Raw genomic sequence first — 19,397 nt, forward strand, 5'->3', positions numbered from 1 at the left:
CGCGGCTAGGCGATACCCGCACCGCGCCGAACCGCCAGCGCGACGCCCGCCCAGTCGACATCCTCGCCCTCGCTGGCGATCACCGAGCGCAGATGGTCGCGGACGATACCGAGGATCGGCATCGGCGCGCGCAAGGTGGTCGCCGCGGTGTCGGCCAGCGTCATGTCCTTGAGACCGAGCGGTGCGGCAAAGCCGGCGGGGTGGAACCGGTCCTCGACGAGGATGTCGCCATAGGTCTGGTAGATCGGCGCGCCGAACAGCGTGCCGGTCAGCACGTCGAGCAACGTCCTTCGATCGACGCCGCCTTTTTCGGCCAGCGTCATCGCCTCGGCCATCGCCTCGATCGCCGCCATGATCATGAAATTGCCGCTGAGCTTCACGAGGTTCGCAGCCGACGGCGTGTCGCCGATCCGGAACGTCCGCTGTCCGATCGCAGCGAACAGCGGCTCGCACCGATCGAGATCGGCCGGCGCACCGGCAGCGATCACGAATAACTTGGCGGCCTCCGCCGCGACCGGACGGCCGAACACCGGCGCCGAAACGAACCCGTTTCCTGCATCGGCTGCGAGCCGATCCGCGAGTGCGATGCCGATCGTGCTGTGCGACACGTGCAGCGCGGGGGCGCCTTGAATACCCCCCTCGCCGTACACCACCGCCTCGAGCGCGCGATCGTCCGCGAGCATGGTCATCACCACTTCGCCTTGCGCCGCGTCGACCGGCTTCTCGGCCAGGTGAGCGCCTGCTTCGACGAGCTTGGCGGCCTTGTCGGCGGACCTGTTCCACACCGTCACGTCATGCCCCGCCTTGAGCAGATTGGCGGCCATCGCGCTGCCCATCTGGCCGAGGCCGATAAAACCGATCTTCATGTCATCAATCCCTGTCCTGGTACGCCACATCAGAGCGCAGGGATGGCGCGGACGTTCCGATCGCGCATAGTGCCAATGACCGAAACCGCGTTAGTCCGACGATCGAACGAGTTCGACGATCTCGAAATCATACCGATCCCAGCCGCGCGCGATGCCGGGATCGCTGGCGGCAGCACGCTTGCGGCGGGCCTCGGCGAGCGACTTGGTATGGCCCCAGAACACCTCGGTCCGCCCACCGCCGAGATGTGCTACCAGTCGCCAGTAATGCGTGAACGGCGTCGCTGTGGGGCCGATCGTCTTCACATACCCGTCGGGCAAGGTCGCGGTCAGCAGATACTTCTTCTTCGCCATAGACTGCCGAGCATGCACCAAGATCGTCGACACGACCATTGGTCGTGCATCGGTGGGCATCCAGCGCGACGCACGTCCCGCACGGGGTTGCGCCTCGGCGATGCCCCGACGATGTACTCGCGATGGGCAGTGCGTGGCCTCACGTTCAGGCAAAGTGCGGCCCACCAGTGCGCAACGCCCCGCAACAAGGATGGAGACGATCTATGACGACGGCCTATGACACGAGCCTCGGCCTGTACATCGCTGGCGAATGGGTGAGCGGCGGCGGGCGCGAGACGCGCGACGTGCTCAATCCAGCGACCGGCGCAGGTCAGGCCGCGTTGCCGCTCGCGACCGCCGCCGATCTCGACCGCGCACTCGAGGCGACTCAGCGCGGGTTTATCGCCTGGCGCGCGACCCCGCCCGAAAAGCGCGCGGCGATCCTCATCCGCACCGCGCAATTGCTCCGCGAGCGCGCCGATCACATCGCCCGGATCGCGACGCTCGAACAGGGCAAGATCCAGGCCGAGGCGAAGGGCGAAGTCGCGTTCGCCGCCGCGCTGCTGGACTTCCACGCCGGTGAAGCGCTGCGCATCTATGGACGCGTGCTGCCGCGTCCGTCGGGTTCGCGCAGCCTCGTCCTGCATCAGCCGGTCGGCCCGGTCGCGGCGTTCTGCGCCTGGAACTTCCCGGTGATGAACGTCGTCCGCAAGATCGCGCCCGCACTCGCGGCGGGGTGCTCGATCATCATCAAGCCATCCGAGGAAACCGCGGGCAGCGCGGTCGAAGTGCTGAAATGCTTCCAGGATGCCGGCCTGCCCGGCGACGTCGCGCAGTGCGTCTTCGGCGTCCCCGACATGGTCTCCCGCCATTTGCTCGCCTCGCCGATCACGCGGAAGCTGAGCTTCACAGGATCGGTCCCGGTCGGCAAGGCGCTCATGAAGCTCGCCGCCGACACGATGATGCGGACGACGATGGAGCTTGGCGGGCATGGTCCGGTGCTGGTGTTCGACGATTGCGATCTCGACAAGACGCTCGACACGCTGGTCGCGCACAAGTTTCGCAACGCGGGGCAGGTCTGCGTCGCGCCGACCCGCTTCCATGTCCAGGACGGCATCTACGACCGGTTCGCGGCGGGCTTCGCGGAACGCACGCGCGCGCTGAAGGTCGGCGACGGGATGGCCGCGACCAGCCAGATGGGCCCGATGGCCAATGCGCGCCGACCCGAGGCGATCGCCGAACTGGTCGGCGATGCGACCGATCACGGCGCCAAGCTGCTGGCGGGCGGCGAATACGGCGGCAGCGGCGGGTTCTTCTTCCGGCCGACCGTGCTGTCGGACGTGCCGTTGTCGGCGCGCGCGATGAACGAGGAGCCGTTCGGCCCGATCGCGCTGCTCAGCCGCTTTGCCACCGACGAAGACGCGATCTCCGAAGCCAACCGCCTGCGGTTCGGTCTGGCCGCCTATTGCTTCACCGAGAACGGTCGCCGGCAGAACGTGCTCGGCGACGCGATCGAGGCGGGGATGATCGCGATCAACAACGTCCGGCTCAGCTATCCCGACAGCCCGTTCGGCGGGATCAAGGACAGCGGCCACGGCTCCGAGGACGGTCCGGAAGGCGTTGCCGCACACCTGATCACCAAGACCGTACACATCAGCTGATCGCGACCAACTCTCGTCGCGGACCGCGGCCGATGCACGCTATCGCGGTGCATCGGCCGCCTAGAATGCCTGGGCCAGCCGGCGATGCATCGAACGTACCGCACTCGGCAGCGTATCGGGCAGCGATTGCGCGGCGTCCAGCAGCGCGACCCGTCGATGCAGGTCCGTACTCGAGTCGATCAACGCACGCGCACGGGCCGGCAGGGATTCAAGCAGAACCCTGTCGGTAACCGGCCCATCTCCCAGGCGGCGCGACGGATCGAGCGCATCCTTGACGTCCAGCTCACCAGCTTGAACCGCACGCTGCGTGAGCAGCCATGCGATCACATGCATGAGCCGAGTCGTGACCTTGAGCGATTCGCAACTGAAACCGACGCGCACGAACGGATCGAGCCCGTCGCGCTCGTTGCGGCCCACTTCATCGAAGTAGGCGCGCGCTTCGTCGGCCAGCAGCATCGATTCGCTATACAGCGCGTCGATCAACCGACGATGCATCTGCGTTTCGTGTCGAGAGTCAGTCATGGACAGCGCGATGGCATAGCGCGCCTGCCTAGCCCATCATGGCAAACGCTGCGTTAACCAAGATCTGTCCCGAAATGCGTCGGTCGGTGCGACGGGCTTGTGATCTGAGCGCGGAGCTCGTCAGACGAGGACGGCGATCACGCGATGATGTCGGGGATCAGCATATCCTCGCGCGCGGCAATCTCGTCGCGGAGCCGCAGCTTGCGTTTCTTCAATCGCGCCATCTGCAACTGATCGGGCACGGGCTTGGCCGCCAGCGCCGCGATCGCGTCGTCGAGATCGCGATGCTCGATGCGCATGGCTTCGAGTTGAGCTTTGGTCTGCGCCTCGTCCACCTCGTCCCCCGGTATTAGTGGCTGCTGCCGTGCCCCTTAGCAAATCCGCCGACCGGCGCGAGCGCTAAACCGACCGGGCCGGCGATTTGCGTCGATGCGGGACGATCTCCGATCGGTGCACCGGTCATCGCGGAAAACCGGTCGTTCAATCGATTTGGTCCATTTCCGATGAAGACATTTCCATGACACAGTGGTTTACTCTGCTCCCCAACCCGAATGCAGGAGGTATCCTACCGTGCAGACGACGCATCAGACAGCTCTGGAAACCAAGCACGCCGTGCTCGACAAACGGATTGCAGCCGAAGCTCACCGGCCTTTGCCCGATGCGACCATCCTGGCAGGATTGAAGAAACAGAAACTCAAGCTGAAAGAGGAAATCGTCAGCCTCTGATCCGCTGCCTTTCAGTACCGCAGCACTCCCCGGACGCTGATCCGGGGGGACACTGCGAGGCAGTGCGCGCGATCAGCGTTCGGTCGTCGCCTTGGCATAGAAGGGCGTATTGGCCGATTGCGACACACCGGCAACCTTGCGGGCTTTCTTGGGATCGATCGGCGAGTCGAGCGCGATGCCGACGCGACCCTGGGTGCACCATGCGACCTTGCCGCCGATTTCGCCGAGGCCGCGCAGTTCCAGCAGTACCGGCGTTGCGATCGCGACGACCTTGTCCAGTTCGAGCATCAGTCCGCGCTCGGACAGATTGCGGACGCGAACCTCCCGAGGTCCCCGCTCGTCCGCCAGCCTGAGCTTCGCCATGAGAAACAGGCTGTCGCGGGTACCGACCCGGTTGCCCGACACATTTGGAGACGACGTGTCCTGCCTGTCTGCCGCGGCGTCAGTGGTCGTCGACCGGTCAAAAGCTTCTGTCACGCCATTCGTCCCGTTTGGTCGCCGTCCGCTCCCGGCCGCCCCGATCCATACCGCCGACGGATCATAGCATCATACTGCGACGAAAGACCTAACGGATCCGACGGATGCCGCTGACCCGCGCCGTCGACCCGCGGCGCTCAATCCTCGCGCGAGACCTTCTCGTGCCGCTCGTGACGTTCCTGCGCCTCGACGGTCATCGTCGCGATCGGTCGTGCCTCCAGACGCGCCAGACTGATCGGCTCGCCGGTGACTTCGCAATAGCCGTATTCGCCCTCGTCGATCCGGCGGATGGCGGATTCGATCTTCGAGACCAGCTTGCGCTGCCGATCGCGCGTTCGCAGTTCGATCGACCAGTCGGTCTCGCTCGACGCGCGGTCGGTCAGATCGGCTTCGCGCAGCGAATCGACCTGCAGCTGCGACAGGGTTTCCTGCGACTCCCGCAGGATCGCTTCTTTCCAGGCCTGCAGCTTGCGTCGGAAATAGGCCTGTTGGCGAAGACTCATGAAAGGTTCGTCGGCATCGGGACGGTACGCGCCGTCTGCGCCGTCATCCGCGCTACGGTCGTTTGCCGCGCCGTGGTTGGAATTGTCGGTATCGTCCATACGATTCATAACGGTCGCCATACCACTCTCCCTTTGGCCCCGTCGGATCAGCCACGCCGATCTCCAGAAGCCTCCCCCAAATGGTGAAAGCGCCTATAGTCGCAGCCGTCCGGCACCACAAGCGACCCCACTTGCGCATCCTGCATCAAAACGGACATTTTATTGCGTGGCTTGCCGCACACGTCGCGCGCCAACATTTGGCAAGACCGAACCGGACCTTATCCGCTGGCAGCACGCCCCCGATACCGCGGCACGCGCCTGCTTTTGGTGCTTTTATGTCCCAGCCCGGCACGTTAACGTCGATCGTGTCAGCTATGGATGCGTAAATAGTTCGTTACCTATACTAGGTTCGGATAATGCGGTTGCACTTAACCGTTTCTTTTGCAGTTAGTCGGATAGCAGGATGCAAGCTGCGGACGGGGTGCGGCATTACAGCGAATGTCGACAATGAAAGAATGACGATATGTCGGTGAGGATGGCTCTGGCTAAATTGTGCGCATGCGCATGCGGCGGTGCGTTGATCGGCGGGGGTGCGGTGCACGTCGCCGAGCGGCCGGCACGGACCGCGAACACCAAGCGCGTCCTGGTGAAACATGCGGTTCATCGTCAGGTCGCGTCGGTTGCCCGCCCGCGCCTGCGTCGCCGGGTAACGACGACGACCAGCACCGCCTGCACGCCGACGATCGTCACGGTCGCCAATGCGGCACCAAACCCCGCGATCGCGCCGGTCGGTAGCGGCTTCATCGGCGGCGGTGGCGGTGGTGGCGTTCCCGTCGTGGTCGGCGGCAGCGGCGGTTTCTTCGGCGGATCGGGTGGATTTGGCGGCGGCTTCGGGGGGGGCTTCGGCGGCGGTGGCGGCGGATCGAGCGGCAGCATCGTGATCTCGTCGACCTCGAGCGGTGGGTCGACGTCGTCGTCGACCGGCGGCGTCAGCAGCACATCGGCATCGGGCGGATCGAGTGGCGACGTATCGTCCTCGTCGAGCGGCAACGTGTCTTCGTCCTCGAGCGGCAATGTCTCGTCGTCGTCCAGCGGCAACGTGACGTCGGCATCGAGCAGCAGCACCTCCTCCGCCTCGTCGACCTCATCGGCAAGCAGCACGTCGACCAGCAGCAGCACGAGTTCCGGCGGTCATCATGGCGATCCGCCAGGATCCAGCGGTGGCCCGCCCGCCCCCGTCCCCGCGCCGCCGATGGTGTTACTGTTCGGCGCCGCCGCAGCCGCGCTGGTGGCCCGCAAGCGGTTCGCGAAACCGGCGGCGGCCAAGGCCTGAACCGGCCATATCGGCAACGAGCAGGAAAAAGGCCCCGGTGGATCGATCCACCGGGGCCTTTTTTGTTAGCGGCAATCAGGCGTTCTTGAGTGCCTTCTCGATATCCTTGATCGGATGTCCGGTCAGGTCCTTGTCGAGTTCGCCCTTGAGGCGGCTGACCACTTCCTTGTGATAATGCTTGCGCAGTTCGCCGAGAGTCTTCGGCGGCGCGACCACGATCAGCGAGTCATAGGTGTTCTTCAGCGCACCGCTCTTCAGGAAGTCGGCGGCGTCGGCAGCGAAACGGTCTTCCTCGATCTGGTGGAAATCGGTCGGCTCGACCGAACTCTGCACGCCGCCCTGTGGCGATGAGGCCCGGCCTGCGGAGTCGGTAGCCTGATCGCGGGTCGCCGGATTGTCCTGCTCCTGCGCCTTTTCGACGACGAGATTGGGGAACTCGGTGTCGCCCTCATTGCGCAGGAACAGCATTTTCCGGCCGTCCGCGACAAGCACGACGGAGTTGTGGGGAAGCTGCATGCGGTCTCTCCTTTTCGCTATGCGTATGCGGAGTGAACGCGTCGGGTACCGGGGAGGTTGCGCCGCCTTGCGTACGCCGCCAGCCCTCGGCATAGCCCAGCCATGCACGACATACGCCTGATCCGCGACGATCCCGCCGCCTTCGACGCCGCCCTCGCCAAGCGGGGTGTCGCACCGCAGTCCGCTTCGCTGGTGACGCTCGACGAGCAGCGCCGCGCGACGATCGCGGACTCGCAGACCGCGCAGACCCGCCGCAACGAACTGTCGAAGGCGATCGGCCAGGCCAAGGCGCAGAAGGACGAGGTCAAGGCGCAGGCTTTGATGGCTGAAGTCGCGAGCCTGAAGGAGGCGCTGCCCGCTCTGGAAGCCGACGAAGCGCGGCTTGGTAGCGAACTCCAGGCCATGCTTGCCGCGATCCCCAACCTTCCCGCGACCGACGTGCCCGAGGGCGGCGGCGAGGACGACAACGCGCTCGTCCACACGCGTGGCACGCCAGCGACCTTTGCTTTCACGGCGCGCGAGCATGATGCGATCGGTCCTGCGATCGGCCTCGATTTCGAGACCGGTGCGGCGATGTCGGGCGCACGCTTCACGCTCGTCCGTGGGCCGGCCGCCAAGCTGCAACGCGCGCTTGGCCAGTTCATGCTCGATCACGTCGCCGAAGCGGGCTTCGAGCAGGTGTCGCCGCCGCTTCTCGTCCGTGACGAGGCCGTATTCGGTACCGGCCAGCTCCCCAAGTTCTCGGAGGACCTGTTCCGGACGACCGACGGTCGCTGGCTGATACCCACCGCGGAGGTGAGCCTCACCAACATCGTCCGCGAACAGATCCTCGCCGAGGCCGAACTGCCGCTGCGCTTCACCGCGCTGACGCCGTGCTTCCGCTCCGAGGCGGGCGCTGCGGGTCGCGACACGCGCGGCTATATCCGCCAGCATCAGTTCGACAAGGTCGAGATGGTCTCGATCGTCACCCCCGACATGTCCGAGGCCGAGCATGAGCGGATGACCGCCTGCGCGGAAGGCGTGCTCGACGCGTTGCAGCTACCGTTCAGGCGGATGCTCCTATGCACCGGCGATATGGGTTTCACCGCGGCACGCACCTACGATCTCGAAGTCTGGCTGCCGGGCCAGGCGCGCTATCGTGAAATCAGCAGCGTCTCTACCTGCACCGACTTCCAGGCACGTCGGATGAACGCACGCTATCGGCCCGAGGGCGAGAAAGGCACGCGGTTCGTCCACACGCTCAACGGCTCCGCGCTAGCGGTCGGGCGGACGCTCGTTGCGGTGCTGGAAAACTACCAGCAGGAAGACGGCTCGGTCGCGGTACCGACGGTGCTTCAGCCGTATCTTGGCGGGCTGACCATATTGGAGCCCAAGCGCTGATGCGGATCCTGCTGACAAACGACGACGGTTATCATGCGCCCGGTCTGAAGGTGCTGGAGACGATCGCCCGGACCTTGTCCGACGATGTCTGGATCGTTGCACCCGCCGAGGAACAATCGGGCGCCGGCCATTCGCTCACGCTCTCGCGGCCGATCCGGGTGCGGAAGCATGGCGAGAAGCGGTATGCCGTCGCGGGCACGCCGACCGACGCGGTGATGATGGCGCTCGCCAAGATCATGAAGGATTGCCCGCCCGACCTGATCCTGTCGGGCGTCAACCGGGGCGCGAACCTTGCCGAGGACGTGACCTATTCGGGCACGGTGTCGGCGGCGATGGAGGGCGCGCTGGGCGGCATCCGGTCGATCGCGTTGAGCCAGATCTACAGTCGCGAGGGCATGGGCGACAGCGTGCCGTTCGAGGCGGCGGCGGCCTGGGGCGAGCGCGTGTTGCGGCCGTTACTCGACGCACCGATGGCGCCGGGAACGCTGGTCAACGTCAACTTTCCCGCCGGCCCCGCCGATGCGGTAAAGGGCGTGCGTGTGGTCAGCCAGGGCCTGCGGGACTACGGGCGGTTGGAAATCGTCACCAACACCGATCCACGCGGTTACGAATATCACTGGTTCGCGCTGGGTCGGACGGTCGAGACGCCGGCGCATGCGACCGATCTCGAAGCGACCGCGGACGGATTCGTCTCGGTGACGCCCCTGCATCTCGACCTGACCCACACCGAATCGCTGGACGTGCTCACCCAGGCCTATCGGTGATGGTCCGCGCGCGGTCCCTGCTGGCGGCGGCCTCGCTGCCGTTGCTCGGGCTCGCCGCGTGCATTCCGCAGGTCGAACGCCCCGCCGGCTACGGCCAGCCGGCCCCTGACCGTCGTCCGCAGCGCCCGTACCGCGATCCACCCGTTCAGCGTTACAATCCGCCACCTCGTCGGGATCAGGCCGTACCGCAGGACAGGTCCGACGACCGACCCGGCCGCGATACCGGCGCGGTGACGACCCTGCCCGCGCCGCGCCCGGCCTGGGAGGCGCGTCCGGTCCGCGCTGATGCCAAGACGATCCCTGACACGACGTATCTCGTGCAGCCCGGCGATACGCTGAGCAAGGTCGCCGATCGGAGCGGTGCGGGGCTCGAGGCGATCGCGCGCGCGAACGGTCTAGACTCGCCCTACACGATCGAGACCGGCGAGCGGCTGACGATCCCCGGCGGGCGCTATCACCAGGTCCGGCGCGGCGAGACCGGCATCGCGATCGCGCGTGCCTATGGCGTCGAATGGTCGCGGATCGTCTCGGCCAACGCGCTGGTCGAGCCATACGTGCTGCGCGCCGACCAACGGGTCCTGATCCCCGACGCCCCCGGCGGCGGCAGGCCCAGTGCCGCGGAACGCGCCTCGGCGTTCAAGCTCGACATCGACGACATCCTGACCGGCGGCGAGCCGGCGCTCGCCAATAACCAGGCACCGGCGAAACCGATCGCGACGCCGCGACGCGTGCTGCCGTCGAACGCCGTGGTAACCGCCCCCGCGAGGATCGCGAGCGGCGGTTTCCTCTGGCCGGTCGACGGCAGGGTCGTAAAGCGCTTCGGCCCCGGCGCAAGCGGCGAGCGCAACGACGGCATCAAGATCGCGGTGCCGATGGCGACGCCGATCCACGCCGCGGCTGACGGCGTCGTCGCCTATGTCGGCGACGGCATCGCCGCGCTCGGCGGTCTGGTGATCGTCAAGCACGGCGGCGGCTGGACCAGCGTCTACGGCCACGCGTCGAAGCTGCTCGTCCAGCGCGGCCAGAGCGTGAAGCGCGGCCAGACGATCGCGCTGTCGGGCGACACGGGCTTCGCGGATCGCCCCGAACTCCACTTCGAACTTCGCAAGGGTCGAACCCCCGTAGACCCCACGTCGCAGTTGCCACGGAGCTGAATCCCCCCTCCCGCTTGCGGGAGGGGTCGGGGGAGGGCATGGGGGCGTGGAAGCCCCTCCCCTAACCCCTCCCGCAAGCGGAAGGGGAAAGAGACGCACCATGACCTACCAGTCCGACCTGCTCACCACGCTGACCTCGCGCGGCTATGTCCACCAGATGACCGATGCCGCCGCGCTCGATGCGCTCGCCGGCAAGCAGGTGGTGCCCGGCTATATCGGCTTCGATCCGACCGCTCCGTCGCTCCACGTCGGCAGTCTCGTCCAGATCATGCTGCTCCGTCGGCTCCAGCAGACCGGGCATAAGCCGATCGTCCTGATGGGCGGCGGCACCGGCAAGATCGGCGACCCGAGCTTCAAGGACGAAGCGCGCAAGCTGCTCGGCGAGGACGGGATCAAGGCCAACGTCGCCTCGATCCGCCGTATCTTCGAACGCTTCCTGACCTTCGCGCCCGAGGGCGAGGTGGGGGGGCCCACCGACGCGGTGATGCTCGACAATGCCGAGTGGCTCGACGCGCTCGAATACATCCCGTTCCTGCGCGATGTCGGCCAGCATTTCTCGGTCAACCGGATGCTCGCGTTCGACTCGGTCAAGCTCCGTCTCGACCGCGAACAGTCGCTGAGCTTCCTCGAATTCAACTACATGATCCTTCAGGCGTACGACTTCCTCGAACTGTCGCGGCGCGCCGACTGCCGGTTGCAGATGGGCGGCTCGGATCAGTGGGGCAACATCGTCAACGGCATCGAACTCGCGCGTCGGATGGACTCGACCGAGGTCTACGGCGTGACCACCCCGCTGATCACGACCGCGGACGGCGGCAAGATGGGCAAGACGATGTCGGGCGCGGTCTGGCTGCACGAGGACCAGCTGCCGCACTTCGATTACTGGCAGTTCTGGCGCAACACCGACGATCGCGACGTCGGCCGCTTCCTGAAGCTGTTCACCGACCTCCCGCTCGACGAGATCGCGCGTCTCGAGGCGCTCGAAGGCGCCGAGATCAACGCCGCCAAGATCGTCCTCGCCAACGAAGCGACCGCGATGTGCCGCGGTCGCGATGCTGCCGAACAGGCCGCCGAGACTGCGCGGAAGACGTTCGAGGAAGGCGCTTCGGGCGACTCTTTGCCGAGCTTTGCCGTCGCCGGCGGCGCGATTGGGCTAGTCGAGGCGCTGGTCAGTCTGGGCTTCGTCGCGTCCAACGGCGAAGCCCGCCGCAAGATCGCCGAGGGCGCGGTGCGGGTCGATGGTGAGGCCGTGAAGGAGCCGACCGCCTCGATCGACGTCGCGGCGCCGGTGCGCCTGAGCCTCGGGAAGAAGCGACACGGGATGCTAACCCCTTCGTAACCAACGCCTTTATGTTACGGCAAACACGGTATTAAGCATCCCCGTTTGCACCGGCTTCACCGCAAATGGGTTAAGTCGGTGATCTTCGAAACGGGGGACGTCCGATGCCAAACTATGCCACGGCTGTTCGAGACCATCGCGGCGAACCGCGCGACGAGGTGATGCACCGCACGCATGCGATCGACGGCGACGGCCGCAAGATGAAGCTGGTACTGGTCAACATGTCCGCGAACGGGCTCATGGCGCGGTGCGAGGGGGCACCTGAGGCTGGCGACCGGTTGCGTATCGCCCTGCCGATCCTGGGCGGAGTCGATGCGATCGTGCGCTGGTCGCTGGGCGGACGGATTGGCTGCGAACTCGAACGGACGATACCGCTCTCCGATTATTACGGCATGCTCACGGTGATGGTCCGCAACAGCTGACGTCAGCCGGCGCGGACGAGCAGCACGCCGCCGATCACCAGCACGACGCCCGCGACGCGCATGAGGCTGATCGGCTGGGCGCTGAGCCCGAGCAGACCGAACCGGTCGAGTACCAAAGCGGTCACCAACTGGCTCCCGACCGCGATCGTCAACGCGGATGCGAGCCCTAGACGCGGCGCCGCATAGGCCAGCGCAGCGACGAAGCACGCACCGTAAAGCCCGCCAAGCCAGGCCCAGCCCGGTGCGCCCTTCAAAGCCGACGGCATCGTCCGATCGGCCGCCGCCCAGATCGCGAACAGGATCGCGGTGCCCATCGCGAACGACACGAGCGATGCCAGCCAGACCGAGCCGGACGCCTTTGCCAACGCAGCGTTGGTCGGCGGCTGGACCGCCAGCCCGACGCCGGCGAGCAGGACGATGAGGATCGGGAAGAGTGCTGGCATGCGTCCCCCGTGTCGTCCCGCGCGGACGAAAGCAACAGGTCTTACCCCGATCGCAGCAGCGCTACCCCGGCATCGCGGTCGAACAGGTACAAGGCCGTCCTCGCCGCCTGCCCTCTCGGTCCTTCAAGCCCGCCGTCGCGATCGATCAGCAGCCGCGCGTCGTCGTGCGCGCATTGCAGCAGGTCGGCCATCATGTCCGGCGTCGCGAGCCGGAACGCCATTTCGCCCGACTGTTTCGTGCCGAGCAGTTCGCCCGCGCCGCGGAGGCGCAGATCCTCCTCGGCGATGCGGAAACCATCGTTGGTCTCACGCATCAGCGCGAGACGCGCGCGGGATGTTTCGCTGAGCGACGACCCGCGCATGAGCAGGCAGATCGATCGCCCGGTGCCGCGCCCAACCCGCCCGCGGAGCTGGTGGAGCTGGGCGAGGCCGAAGCGGTCGGCGTGCTCGATCACGATCAGCGTCGCGTTGGGGACGTCGACGCCTACCTCGATCACCGTCGTCGCGACGAGGACCGACGCGCGCGCAGCCGAGAACTCGGCCATCACCGCGTCTTTCTCCGCCGGCTTCATGCGACCGTGGACCAGTGCGACCTTGTCGCCGAAGCGGGCGCGCAGTGTTTCCGCGCGCATTTCGGCGGCGGCGAGGTCGCTCTTCTCGCTTTCCTCCACCAGCGGGCAGACCCAATAGGCCTGACCGCCATCCGCCAGATGCCGGCCGAGCGCGTTGACGACGTCGTCGAGCCGGTCCTCGGAGATTACCCGCGTCTCGATCGGCTGGCGGCCCGGCGGCATCTCGTCGAGGCGGCTGACGTCCATCTCGCCGTACTGGGCGAGCGTCAGCGTGCGCGGGATCGGCGTCGCGGTCATCGCGAGCAGATGTGGCGGCGCGACGCCCTTCGCCTGCAATGTCATCCGCTGCGCGACGCCGAAGCGGTGCTGCTCGTCGACAACGACGAGCCCCAGGTCCTTGTAGCCGACCGCGTCCTGGAAGATCGCGTGCGTACCGACGAGGATGTCGATCTCGCCACTCGCTAGCGCCATCAGCGTCGCCTCGCGTACGCGGCCCTTGTCGCGACCGGTAAGCACACCGATCTCGATAGGCAGCCCGGCGAGCGTTTTCCGGAGCGTCTCGTAATGCTGACGCGCGAGGATTTCGGTGGGCGCGAGCATTGCCGCCTGCGCGCCTGCCTCGACCGCGATCAGCATCGCCATCGCCGCGACCAGCGTCTTGCCCGAACCGACATCGCCTTGCAGCAGCCGCAGCATCGGCGCGGTCTGCGCGAGATCGCCCTCGATCTCGCCGACGGTCCGCGATTGCGCGCCGGTCAGCGTGTAGGGGAGCTTCAACATATCGCGCAGCCGTCCGTCGCCCTGCAGCGCCCGCCCCCGCCGCTTGCGGGTGTCCGCGCGGACGATCGTCATCGCCAACTGGTTCGCGAATACCTCGTCATACGCCAGCCGTTCGCGTGCCTTGGCATCCGACGGGTCGGCATGGATGCGTTCGAGCGACTCGTGCCAGCCCGGCCATTCGCGTTTTGCCTTCAGCCCAGGTTCGATCCACTCGGGCAGGTCCGGCGCGCGCGCGACCGCCTGCGTGGTCAACGCCGCCAGCCGCCGCGACGTGAGGCCTTCCGACAGCGGATAGATCGGCTCGCGCTCGCGCAGCTCCTCGTCCGGCTCGACGATGTCGGGATGGACGATCTGCAATTCCTGCCCGTATTCGTCGAGCCGGCCAGAGATGCGCTTGGCCTCGCCGATCGGCAGCAGCTTCTTCGCCCAGCCCGAACTCCCGCCGAAGAATACGAGGCTGACGTAATTACCGTGCTCGTCGGTCGCCTGCACCCGCGTTGGGCCGCGGCCGGCGCTGATCCTGTAGTCGCGCGGGGTCAGCGTGATCGTGATGATCCGCCCGGCATCGCTCGACATCAGCTCGGTGCGCGGCAGGCGATCGACGTAGCCGGTCGGCAGATGGAAGGCGACGTCGACGACGCGCGCGAGCCCGAGCCGGTCGAGCGGCTTGGCGAGCGCGGGCCCCACCCCCTTCAGGACGAGGGTTTCGGCGAACAGCGGATTGAGGATTTCGGGTCGCATGACTATCTGGCCTCTATAGCCTAGCCGACGCTCGCTGCTACAGGTCCCAGCAAAGTAGTAGTTTGCAGGGTGGCCCGCCAGCGGTCGCCGGCTCTTCGTGTTTGGAGTTCGAAATGGACCACGAGACCCGCCTCAAGCGCCTGGGCTTTCGCAGCTCGCACCGCGGCACGCGCGAAGCCGACATGATGATCGGCGGATTCTTCGCGACCTATGGACGGACGTGGACACCGGAAGAGCTCGACTGGTTCGAGGCGCTGCTGGAGGAACAGGACGTCGACATCATGGGCTGGGCGATCGGCTCGATCGTGTGCCCCCCCGAGTGGGACGGCCCGATGATGCAGGCGATGCGCGACATCAACTACGTGACGGTCGTGAAGTAACATACTCCCTCTCCCCTCCGGGGAGAGGGTCGGGGTGAGGGGCAGCCAAGCAGTGCGGCGCCCGGAACAGCCCCTCACCCAACCCTCTCCCCGGCGGGGAGAGGGCTTTAGGAAAACAATGCCAGACCTCAAGACGATCCTTTCCTCGACGAGCCCGCTGATCCTCTCCGGCGTACCGTCCGGCTTCCAGCCGTCGCTGCTCGCCGACCTCGCGCGCGCCGCGAAGACCCGCGCGGTGTTCATCGCGCCGGACGATGCGGCGATGCGCGCGGTAGCCTCGACCGCGGCGTATTTCGCGCCCGATCTCGAAGTGCTGAGCTTCCCGGCCTGGGATTGCCTCCCCTACGACCGCGCCTCGCCGACGCTCCGCATCATGGCCGAGCGTGTTGCCGCGCTCCAGCGACTCCAGGGCAAGCAGAAAGGTCCGCAGCTCCTACTGACTACTGCGAACGCGGCGACGCAGCGCGTCCTCACCCCGTTCCGCATCCGCCAGCTCGTCGCGCGGCTTGCGCCCGGCGAACGGATCGGCCGCGACAAGCTCGCCATGCTGCTCCAGGCGAACGGCTATGTCCGCACCGACACCGTCCACGACCAGGGCGAGTACGCGGTGCGCGGCGGGATCGTCGATCTCTACCCGTCGGGCGAAGACCACGCGCTGCGACTCGATTTCTTCGGCGACGAGATCGAGAGCGTCCGTACCTTCGACGCGGCGGATCAGCGCACCACCGGCCGGATCGACGGCTTCGTCCTGCTCCCCGCCTCCGAAGCGCTGCTCGACGAGGACTCGATCAAGCGCTTCCGCACCCGCTACCGCGACGCTTTCGGCGCGACGGCGACCGGCGATCCGATGTACCAAGCGATCTCCGAAGGCCGCCGCATCGCGGGCATGGAGCATTGGCTCCCGCTGTTCGAAGAGAAAATGGCGACGCTGTTCGACCATCTCGGCGCCGACGACGTGGTGGTGCGCGACAACGGCGTCGCCGCGGCGGTGGAGAGCCGGCTCGAATCGATCGCCGACTATTACGAGAACCGCAAGCGCGCCGAGGCCGCCCAGCCCGGCAGCTATCGTCCGATGCCCGCCAAGGCGCTCTATCTCGACGCGCAGGAATGGTCCGGCGGCGTCGAGGCGTTCGCCGCGCATATCACCTCCCCGTTCCACGAACCGCCGAGCGACACCGTTCTCGACTTCGACGTCGACGGCCCACGCGATTTCGGTCCCGAGCGCGCGGCGCAGGCGAACATCTACGAAGCCGTCGCGGATCACGTCGAGAAACTGCGCAAGCAGGGCCGGAAACCTATTCTCGCCAGCTACTCGATCGGCGCGCGGGAACGCCTTGGGAGCCTGCTCGCCGACCACGGCATGAAAGGCGGCAAGCACGCCGAGACGTGGCAGGACGCGCTCGGCATCGCCGACACTGCGCGCAGCTTCGGCGTCGCGCTGATCGTCCTGCCGCTCGATCACGGCTTCACCGCGCCGGGGATCGCGGTGCTCACCGAGCAGGACATGCTCGGCGACCGCCTCGTCCACCGCAAGAAGCGCAAGAAGTCCGCCGACGCGTTCCTCGCCGAACTCGCGACGCTGACGCCGGGTGATCTGGTCGTCCACACCGAGCACGGCATCGGCCGCTACGAGGGCCTTACCTCGATTCCGGTTGGCCAGAGCCCACATGATTGCGTCGCGCTGAGCTATGCCGGCGGCGACAAGCTGTACGTGCCGGTTGAGAATATCGACGTCCTCTCGCGCTACGGCTCGTCCGAGGAAGGCGCGACGCTCGACCGGCTTGGCGGCGAGGGCTGGCAGCGTCGCAAGTCGAAGATGAAGGAGCGGATTCGCGAGATCGCCGGCGAACTCATCGCGACTGCCGCCGAACGTGCGCTGCATCCGGGCGACGTGCTCGAACCCGATGCGAGCGGGTATCCCAGCTTCGTCGATCGCTTCCCGTACGAGGAAACCGAGGACCAGGACCGCGCGATCGAGGACGTGCTCGGCGATCTCGCCGCGGGCAAACCGATGGACCGACTGGTGGTCGGCGACGTCGGCTTCGGCAAGACCGAGGTCGCGTTGCGCGCCGCCTTCGTCGCGGCGATGGGCGGCAAGCAGGTCGCGATCGTCTGCCCGACGACGCTGCTCGCACGCCAGCACTACAACAACTTCGTCGCCCGCTTCGAAGGCTTCCCGATGAACATGGGCCGCCTGTCGCGGCTCGTGACCGCGAGCGAGGCGAAGGCGACCAAGGAGGGGCTCGCGAACGGCACGATCGACGTCGTCATCGGCACGCATGCGCTGCTGGCGAAGAACATCGATTTCAAGCGCCTCGGGCTGGTCGTGGTCGACGAGGAGCAGCGGTTCGGCGTGACGCACAAGGAGCGGCTCAAGGCACTGCGGGCGGACGTCCACATGCTGACGCTGACCGCGACGCCGATCCCGCGCACGCTGCAGATGGCGATGTCGGGGATCCGCGAGCTGTCGGTCATCCAGACCCCGCCGGTCGATCGTCTCGCGGTGCGGACGTACATCATGCCCTTCGACCCGGTCGTGCTGCGCGAGGCGCTGCTGCGCGAGCATTACCGTGGCGGGCAGAGCTTCGTCGTCACGCCGCGCGTCGCGGATCTGCCTGAGATCGAGGATTTCCTGCGCGAACAGGTGCCCGAGATTCGCTTCGTCGTCGCGCACGGCCAGATGTCGCCGACCGAGGTCGAGGAGCGGATGTCGGCGTTCTACGACAAGAAGTTCGAAGTGCTCGTCTCGACCACGATCATCGAGAGCGGGATCGATATCGCGTCCGCCAACACGATGATCGTCCACCGCGCCGACCGCTTCGGCCTCGCCCAGCTGTACCAGTTGCGCGGGCGCGTCGGACGATCGAAGACGCGGGCCTATGCGTATCTGGTGACGCCGCCCGAGCGCCAGATGACGGTGACTGCGGAGAAGCGCCTGAAGGTGTTGTCCGATCTCGATTCGCTGGGGGCTGGCTTCCAGCTGGCGAGCCACGATCTCGATATCCGTGGTGCCGGCAACATGCTCGGCGACGAGCAGACCGGGCATATCAAGGAGGTCGGATTCGAACTCTACCAGGCGATGCTGGAAGAGGCGATCATGGACGCCAAGGCCGGCGGCATGACCTCGTCGCGGCCGCGCGATTTCTCCCCGCAGATCACGGTCGATGCGCCGATCCTCATTCCCGAGGATTACGTGCCCGATCTCGACCTGCGGATGGGGCTGTATCGCCGCCTCAACGATCTCGACGAGAGCCAGGAGATCGAGGCGTTCGCGGCCGAGATGATCGACCGCTTCGGCCCGCTGCCGGATGCGACCGAGAATCTGATCAAGGTCATCGAGATCAAGCTGAACGCGAAACGCGCGTGCGTGTCGAAGATCGACGTCGGACCTAAGGGCGTGCTGGTCTCGTTCCACGACGACAAGCCGCCGAACATCGACAAGCTGCTGGCGTATGTCGAGCGGCTGAACGGGGTCGCGCGGTTGCGGCCCGACAGCAAGCTGGTGCTCCAACGCGCGTGGGGCGATCCGAAAGCTCGGCTGCATGGGGCGCTGCAGTTGTCGAAGGGGTTGGCGAAGGCCGCTTCTTAAGCCCTCTCCCCCTCGGGGAGAGGGTTGGGTGAGGGGCGCCGCGAGCGCTGCCCTCTGCAACGGCCCCTCACCCCGGCCCTCTCCCCGCAGGGGAGAGGGAGCAGGGTAACAAAAGGGCCGGACTACCCTGGGGTAGCCCGGCCTTTTTATCGTCGCGGAAGCCTTAGCTTACTTCGGCAACACGACGCTCGGCCCGATGCTGTCCACAACCTTGCGCGCATCGAACGCGCGGATATTGTCGCGCGGGATCGGGCCCTTGCGCATCACGATCTCGGCGGTCGCCTCATAGCGATCGATCGTGCGGACATCGAAGTCGTTGCCCCATGGGCCACCACCGAAACCGCCATAGCCGCCGCCGAACCCGCCGCCAAAGCCACCATAGGGGCTCCAGTTACGCCAGCCGAAACCGCGGCCGTAATAGCGCCACGACGGACCCCAGTAGCCGCCGAAGCCGCCATATCCGAACCCGCCACCGAGACCCGGCGTCGTATAGGTGCGCGACTGAAGGTTGGTGTCGCGGTCGGCCATCAGGTAGTAATCATAGCCGTTCTGCAACGTCAGCTCGGCGGCACGGAAGAAGAGGTACCGCTCGACGGTATCGCGCGACGTGACGCTGTTGCCGGCGAAGCTCACGAGGAAGCGGCCGGGCTCGACCTGGCGGTCGCTGTAGCCGGTGCGGTTGAACCCCTGCCCCGTCGCGGGGCGATAAGCGGTCTCGGTCGCGCATCCGGCCAGCAGCAGCGCGCCCGTTGCGAGCGCTGCGAGTGCGACCTTGCGACCCGGTGTCTTGAACATGGTGTCGTCTCCGTTCGCGGCGAATGCGGCGAAACGCCGCTTATTAGCCGTCAATGGTGGAACGG

The 19,397-nt window shown here is 66.6% G+C and carries 20 protein-coding genes; 9 read left to right on the top strand and 11 right to left on the bottom strand.

Annotation, left to right across the window (positions count from 1 at the left end; all coding sequences use genetic code 11):
• Nucleotides 1-5: 5 nt before the first annotated feature.
• Both C8J44_RS02390 and C8J44_RS02395 read right to left on the bottom strand, forming a co-directional pair.
• A complete protein-coding gene (locus C8J44_RS02390) occupies nucleotides 6-866 on the bottom strand; it encodes an NAD(P)-dependent oxidoreductase (RefSeq protein WP_121903216.1) in 861 nt (286 codons plus the stop codon).
• Between the two features lie 90 nt (nucleotides 867-956).
• Entirely contained in the window at nucleotides 957-1,217 is a 261-nt protein-coding gene (locus tag C8J44_RS02395) for a hypothetical protein (RefSeq protein ID WP_121903217.1), read from the bottom strand.
• Between the two features lie 203 nt (nucleotides 1,218-1,420).
• On the opposite strand from C8J44_RS02395, the gene C8J44_RS02400 reads away from it, so the two are divergent.
• The gene (locus tag C8J44_RS02400; protein ID WP_121903218.1) at nucleotides 1,421-2,857 is read left to right on the top strand and encodes an NAD-dependent succinate-semialdehyde dehydrogenase; all 1,437 of its coding nucleotides are present in this window, start codon (nucleotides 1,421-1,423) and stop codon (nucleotides 2,855-2,857) included.
• A gap of 60 nt (nucleotides 2,858-2,917) precedes the next feature.
• Here the strand turns inward: C8J44_RS02400 and C8J44_RS02405 are convergent, their stop codons facing one another.
• Nucleotides 2,918-3,379 (bottom strand): DUF1465 family protein, encoded by a 462-nt coding sequence (locus C8J44_RS02405; protein WP_060525536.1) that lies wholly within the window; start codon nucleotides 3,377-3,379, stop codon nucleotides 2,918-2,920.
• Nucleotides 3,380-3,516: 137 nt separating this feature from the next.
• Nucleotides 3,517-3,678 carry a DUF465 domain-containing protein gene (locus C8J44_RS02410; RefSeq protein WP_082444168.1) on the bottom strand — a complete coding sequence of 54 codons (162 nt, stop codon included), beginning with the start codon at nucleotides 3,676-3,678 and terminating at the stop codon, nucleotides 3,517-3,519.
• Nucleotides 3,679-3,949: 271 nt separating this feature from the next.
• Between C8J44_RS02410 and C8J44_RS02415 the strand changes: the two genes are divergently transcribed.
• On the top strand, nucleotides 3,950-4,105 hold the full coding sequence (locus tag C8J44_RS02415; RefSeq protein ID WP_082444127.1) for a DUF465 domain-containing protein: 156 nt from the start codon (nucleotides 3,950-3,952) through the stop codon (nucleotides 4,103-4,105).
• Between the two features lie 72 nt (nucleotides 4,106-4,177).
• On the opposite strand, the gene C8J44_RS02420 is transcribed toward C8J44_RS02415, so the two are convergent.
• The 4 genes from C8J44_RS02420 to C8J44_RS02435 all read right to left on the bottom strand — a co-directional run bounded on the left by C8J44_RS02420 (nucleotide 4,178) and on the right by C8J44_RS02435 (nucleotide 6,973).
• Complete coding sequence (locus tag C8J44_RS02420) at nucleotides 4,178-4,582, bottom strand: PilZ domain-containing protein (RefSeq protein ID WP_259466672.1); 405 nt, start codon at nucleotides 4,580-4,582, stop codon at nucleotides 4,178-4,180.
• Nucleotides 4,583-4,719: 137 nt separating this feature from the next.
• Entirely contained in the window at nucleotides 4,720-5,205 is a 486-nt protein-coding gene (gene dksA / locus C8J44_RS02425) for an RNA polymerase-binding protein DksA (protein WP_060525537.1), read from the bottom strand.
• Nucleotides 5,206-5,790: 585 nt separating this feature from the next.
• Entirely contained in the window at nucleotides 5,791-6,303 is a 513-nt protein-coding gene (locus C8J44_RS02430; protein WP_121903221.1) for a hypothetical protein, read from the bottom strand.
• A 229-nt stretch (nucleotides 6,304-6,532) separates the two neighbouring features.
• Nucleotides 6,533-6,973 carry a host attachment family protein gene (locus C8J44_RS02435; RefSeq protein ID WP_121903222.1) on the bottom strand — a complete coding sequence of 147 codons (441 nt, stop codon included), beginning with the start codon at nucleotides 6,971-6,973 and terminating at the stop codon, nucleotides 6,533-6,535.
• 102 nt (nucleotides 6,974-7,075) lie between these two features.
• Here C8J44_RS02435 and serS point away from each other — a divergent pair, with 102 nt between their 5' ends.
• The 5 genes from serS to C8J44_RS02460 all read left to right on the top strand — a co-directional run bounded on the left by serS (nucleotide 7,076) and on the right by C8J44_RS02460 (nucleotide 12,032).
• On the top strand, nucleotides 7,076-8,353 hold the full coding sequence (serS, locus tag C8J44_RS02440; RefSeq protein ID WP_121903223.1) for a serine--tRNA ligase: 1,278 nt from the start codon (nucleotides 7,076-7,078) through the stop codon (nucleotides 8,351-8,353).
• Nucleotides 8,353-9,117 (top strand): 5'/3'-nucleotidase SurE, encoded by a 765-nt coding sequence (gene surE, locus C8J44_RS02445; RefSeq protein ID WP_121885142.1) that lies wholly within the window; start codon nucleotides 8,353-8,355, stop codon nucleotides 9,115-9,117. Before serS ends, surE begins: the two co-directional genes overlap by 1 nt.
• Entirely contained in the window at nucleotides 9,117-10,271 is a 1,155-nt protein-coding gene (locus C8J44_RS02450; RefSeq protein WP_121903224.1) for a M23 family metallopeptidase, read from the top strand. The genes surE and C8J44_RS02450 overlap by 1 nt, the downstream gene beginning before the upstream one ends.
• Before the next feature lie 100 nt (nucleotides 10,272-10,371).
• The gene (gene tyrS, locus C8J44_RS02455; protein ID WP_121903225.1) at nucleotides 10,372-11,610 is read left to right on the top strand and encodes a tyrosine--tRNA ligase; all 1,239 of its coding nucleotides are present in this window, start codon (nucleotides 10,372-10,374) and stop codon (nucleotides 11,608-11,610) included.
• 104 nt (nucleotides 11,611-11,714) lie between these two features.
• Nucleotides 11,715-12,032 (top strand): PilZ domain-containing protein, encoded by a 318-nt coding sequence (locus C8J44_RS02460; protein ID WP_121903226.1) that lies wholly within the window; start codon nucleotides 11,715-11,717, stop codon nucleotides 12,030-12,032.
• A 2-nt stretch (nucleotides 12,033-12,034) separates the two neighbouring features.
• Here the strand turns inward: C8J44_RS02460 and C8J44_RS02465 are convergent, their stop codons facing one another.
• Together C8J44_RS02465 and recG are read right to left on the bottom strand one after the other, a co-directional pair.
• On the bottom strand, nucleotides 12,035-12,475 hold the full coding sequence (locus tag C8J44_RS02465; RefSeq protein WP_121903227.1) for a DMT family transporter: 441 nt from the start codon (nucleotides 12,473-12,475) through the stop codon (nucleotides 12,035-12,037).
• 41 nt (nucleotides 12,476-12,516) lie between these two features.
• Complete coding sequence (gene recG / locus C8J44_RS02470; protein ID WP_121903228.1) at nucleotides 12,517-14,568, bottom strand: ATP-dependent DNA helicase RecG; 2,052 nt, start codon at nucleotides 14,566-14,568, stop codon at nucleotides 12,517-12,519.
• 113 nt (nucleotides 14,569-14,681) lie between these two features.
• On the opposite strand from recG, the gene C8J44_RS02475 reads away from it, so the two are divergent.
• Together C8J44_RS02475 and mfd are read left to right on the top strand one after the other, a co-directional pair.
• Nucleotides 14,682-14,948: a succinate dehydrogenase assembly factor 2 gene (locus C8J44_RS02475; RefSeq protein ID WP_056048683.1), complete on the top strand. Its 267-nt coding sequence runs from the start codon at nucleotides 14,682-14,684 to the stop codon at nucleotides 14,946-14,948.
• Nucleotides 14,949-15,066: 118 nt separating this feature from the next.
• Nucleotides 15,067-18,537, top strand: a complete 3,471-nt coding sequence (mfd, locus tag C8J44_RS02480) for a transcription-repair coupling factor (protein WP_121903229.1) — start codon at nucleotides 15,067-15,069, stop codon at nucleotides 18,535-18,537.
• Between the two features lie 168 nt (nucleotides 18,538-18,705).
• On the opposite strand, the gene C8J44_RS02485 is transcribed toward mfd, so the two are convergent.
• Nucleotides 18,706-19,332, bottom strand: coding sequence for a CC0125/CC1285 family lipoprotein (locus C8J44_RS02485; protein WP_121903230.1), 627 nt, complete (start codon nucleotides 19,330-19,332; stop codon nucleotides 18,706-18,708).
• Nucleotides 19,333-19,397: the final 65 nt, after the last annotated feature.

The organism is Sphingomonas sp. PP-CE-3A-406 (genome assembly GCF_003688625.1).
Lineage (GTDB): Bacteria > Pseudomonadota > Alphaproteobacteria > Sphingomonadales > Sphingomonadaceae > Sphingomonas.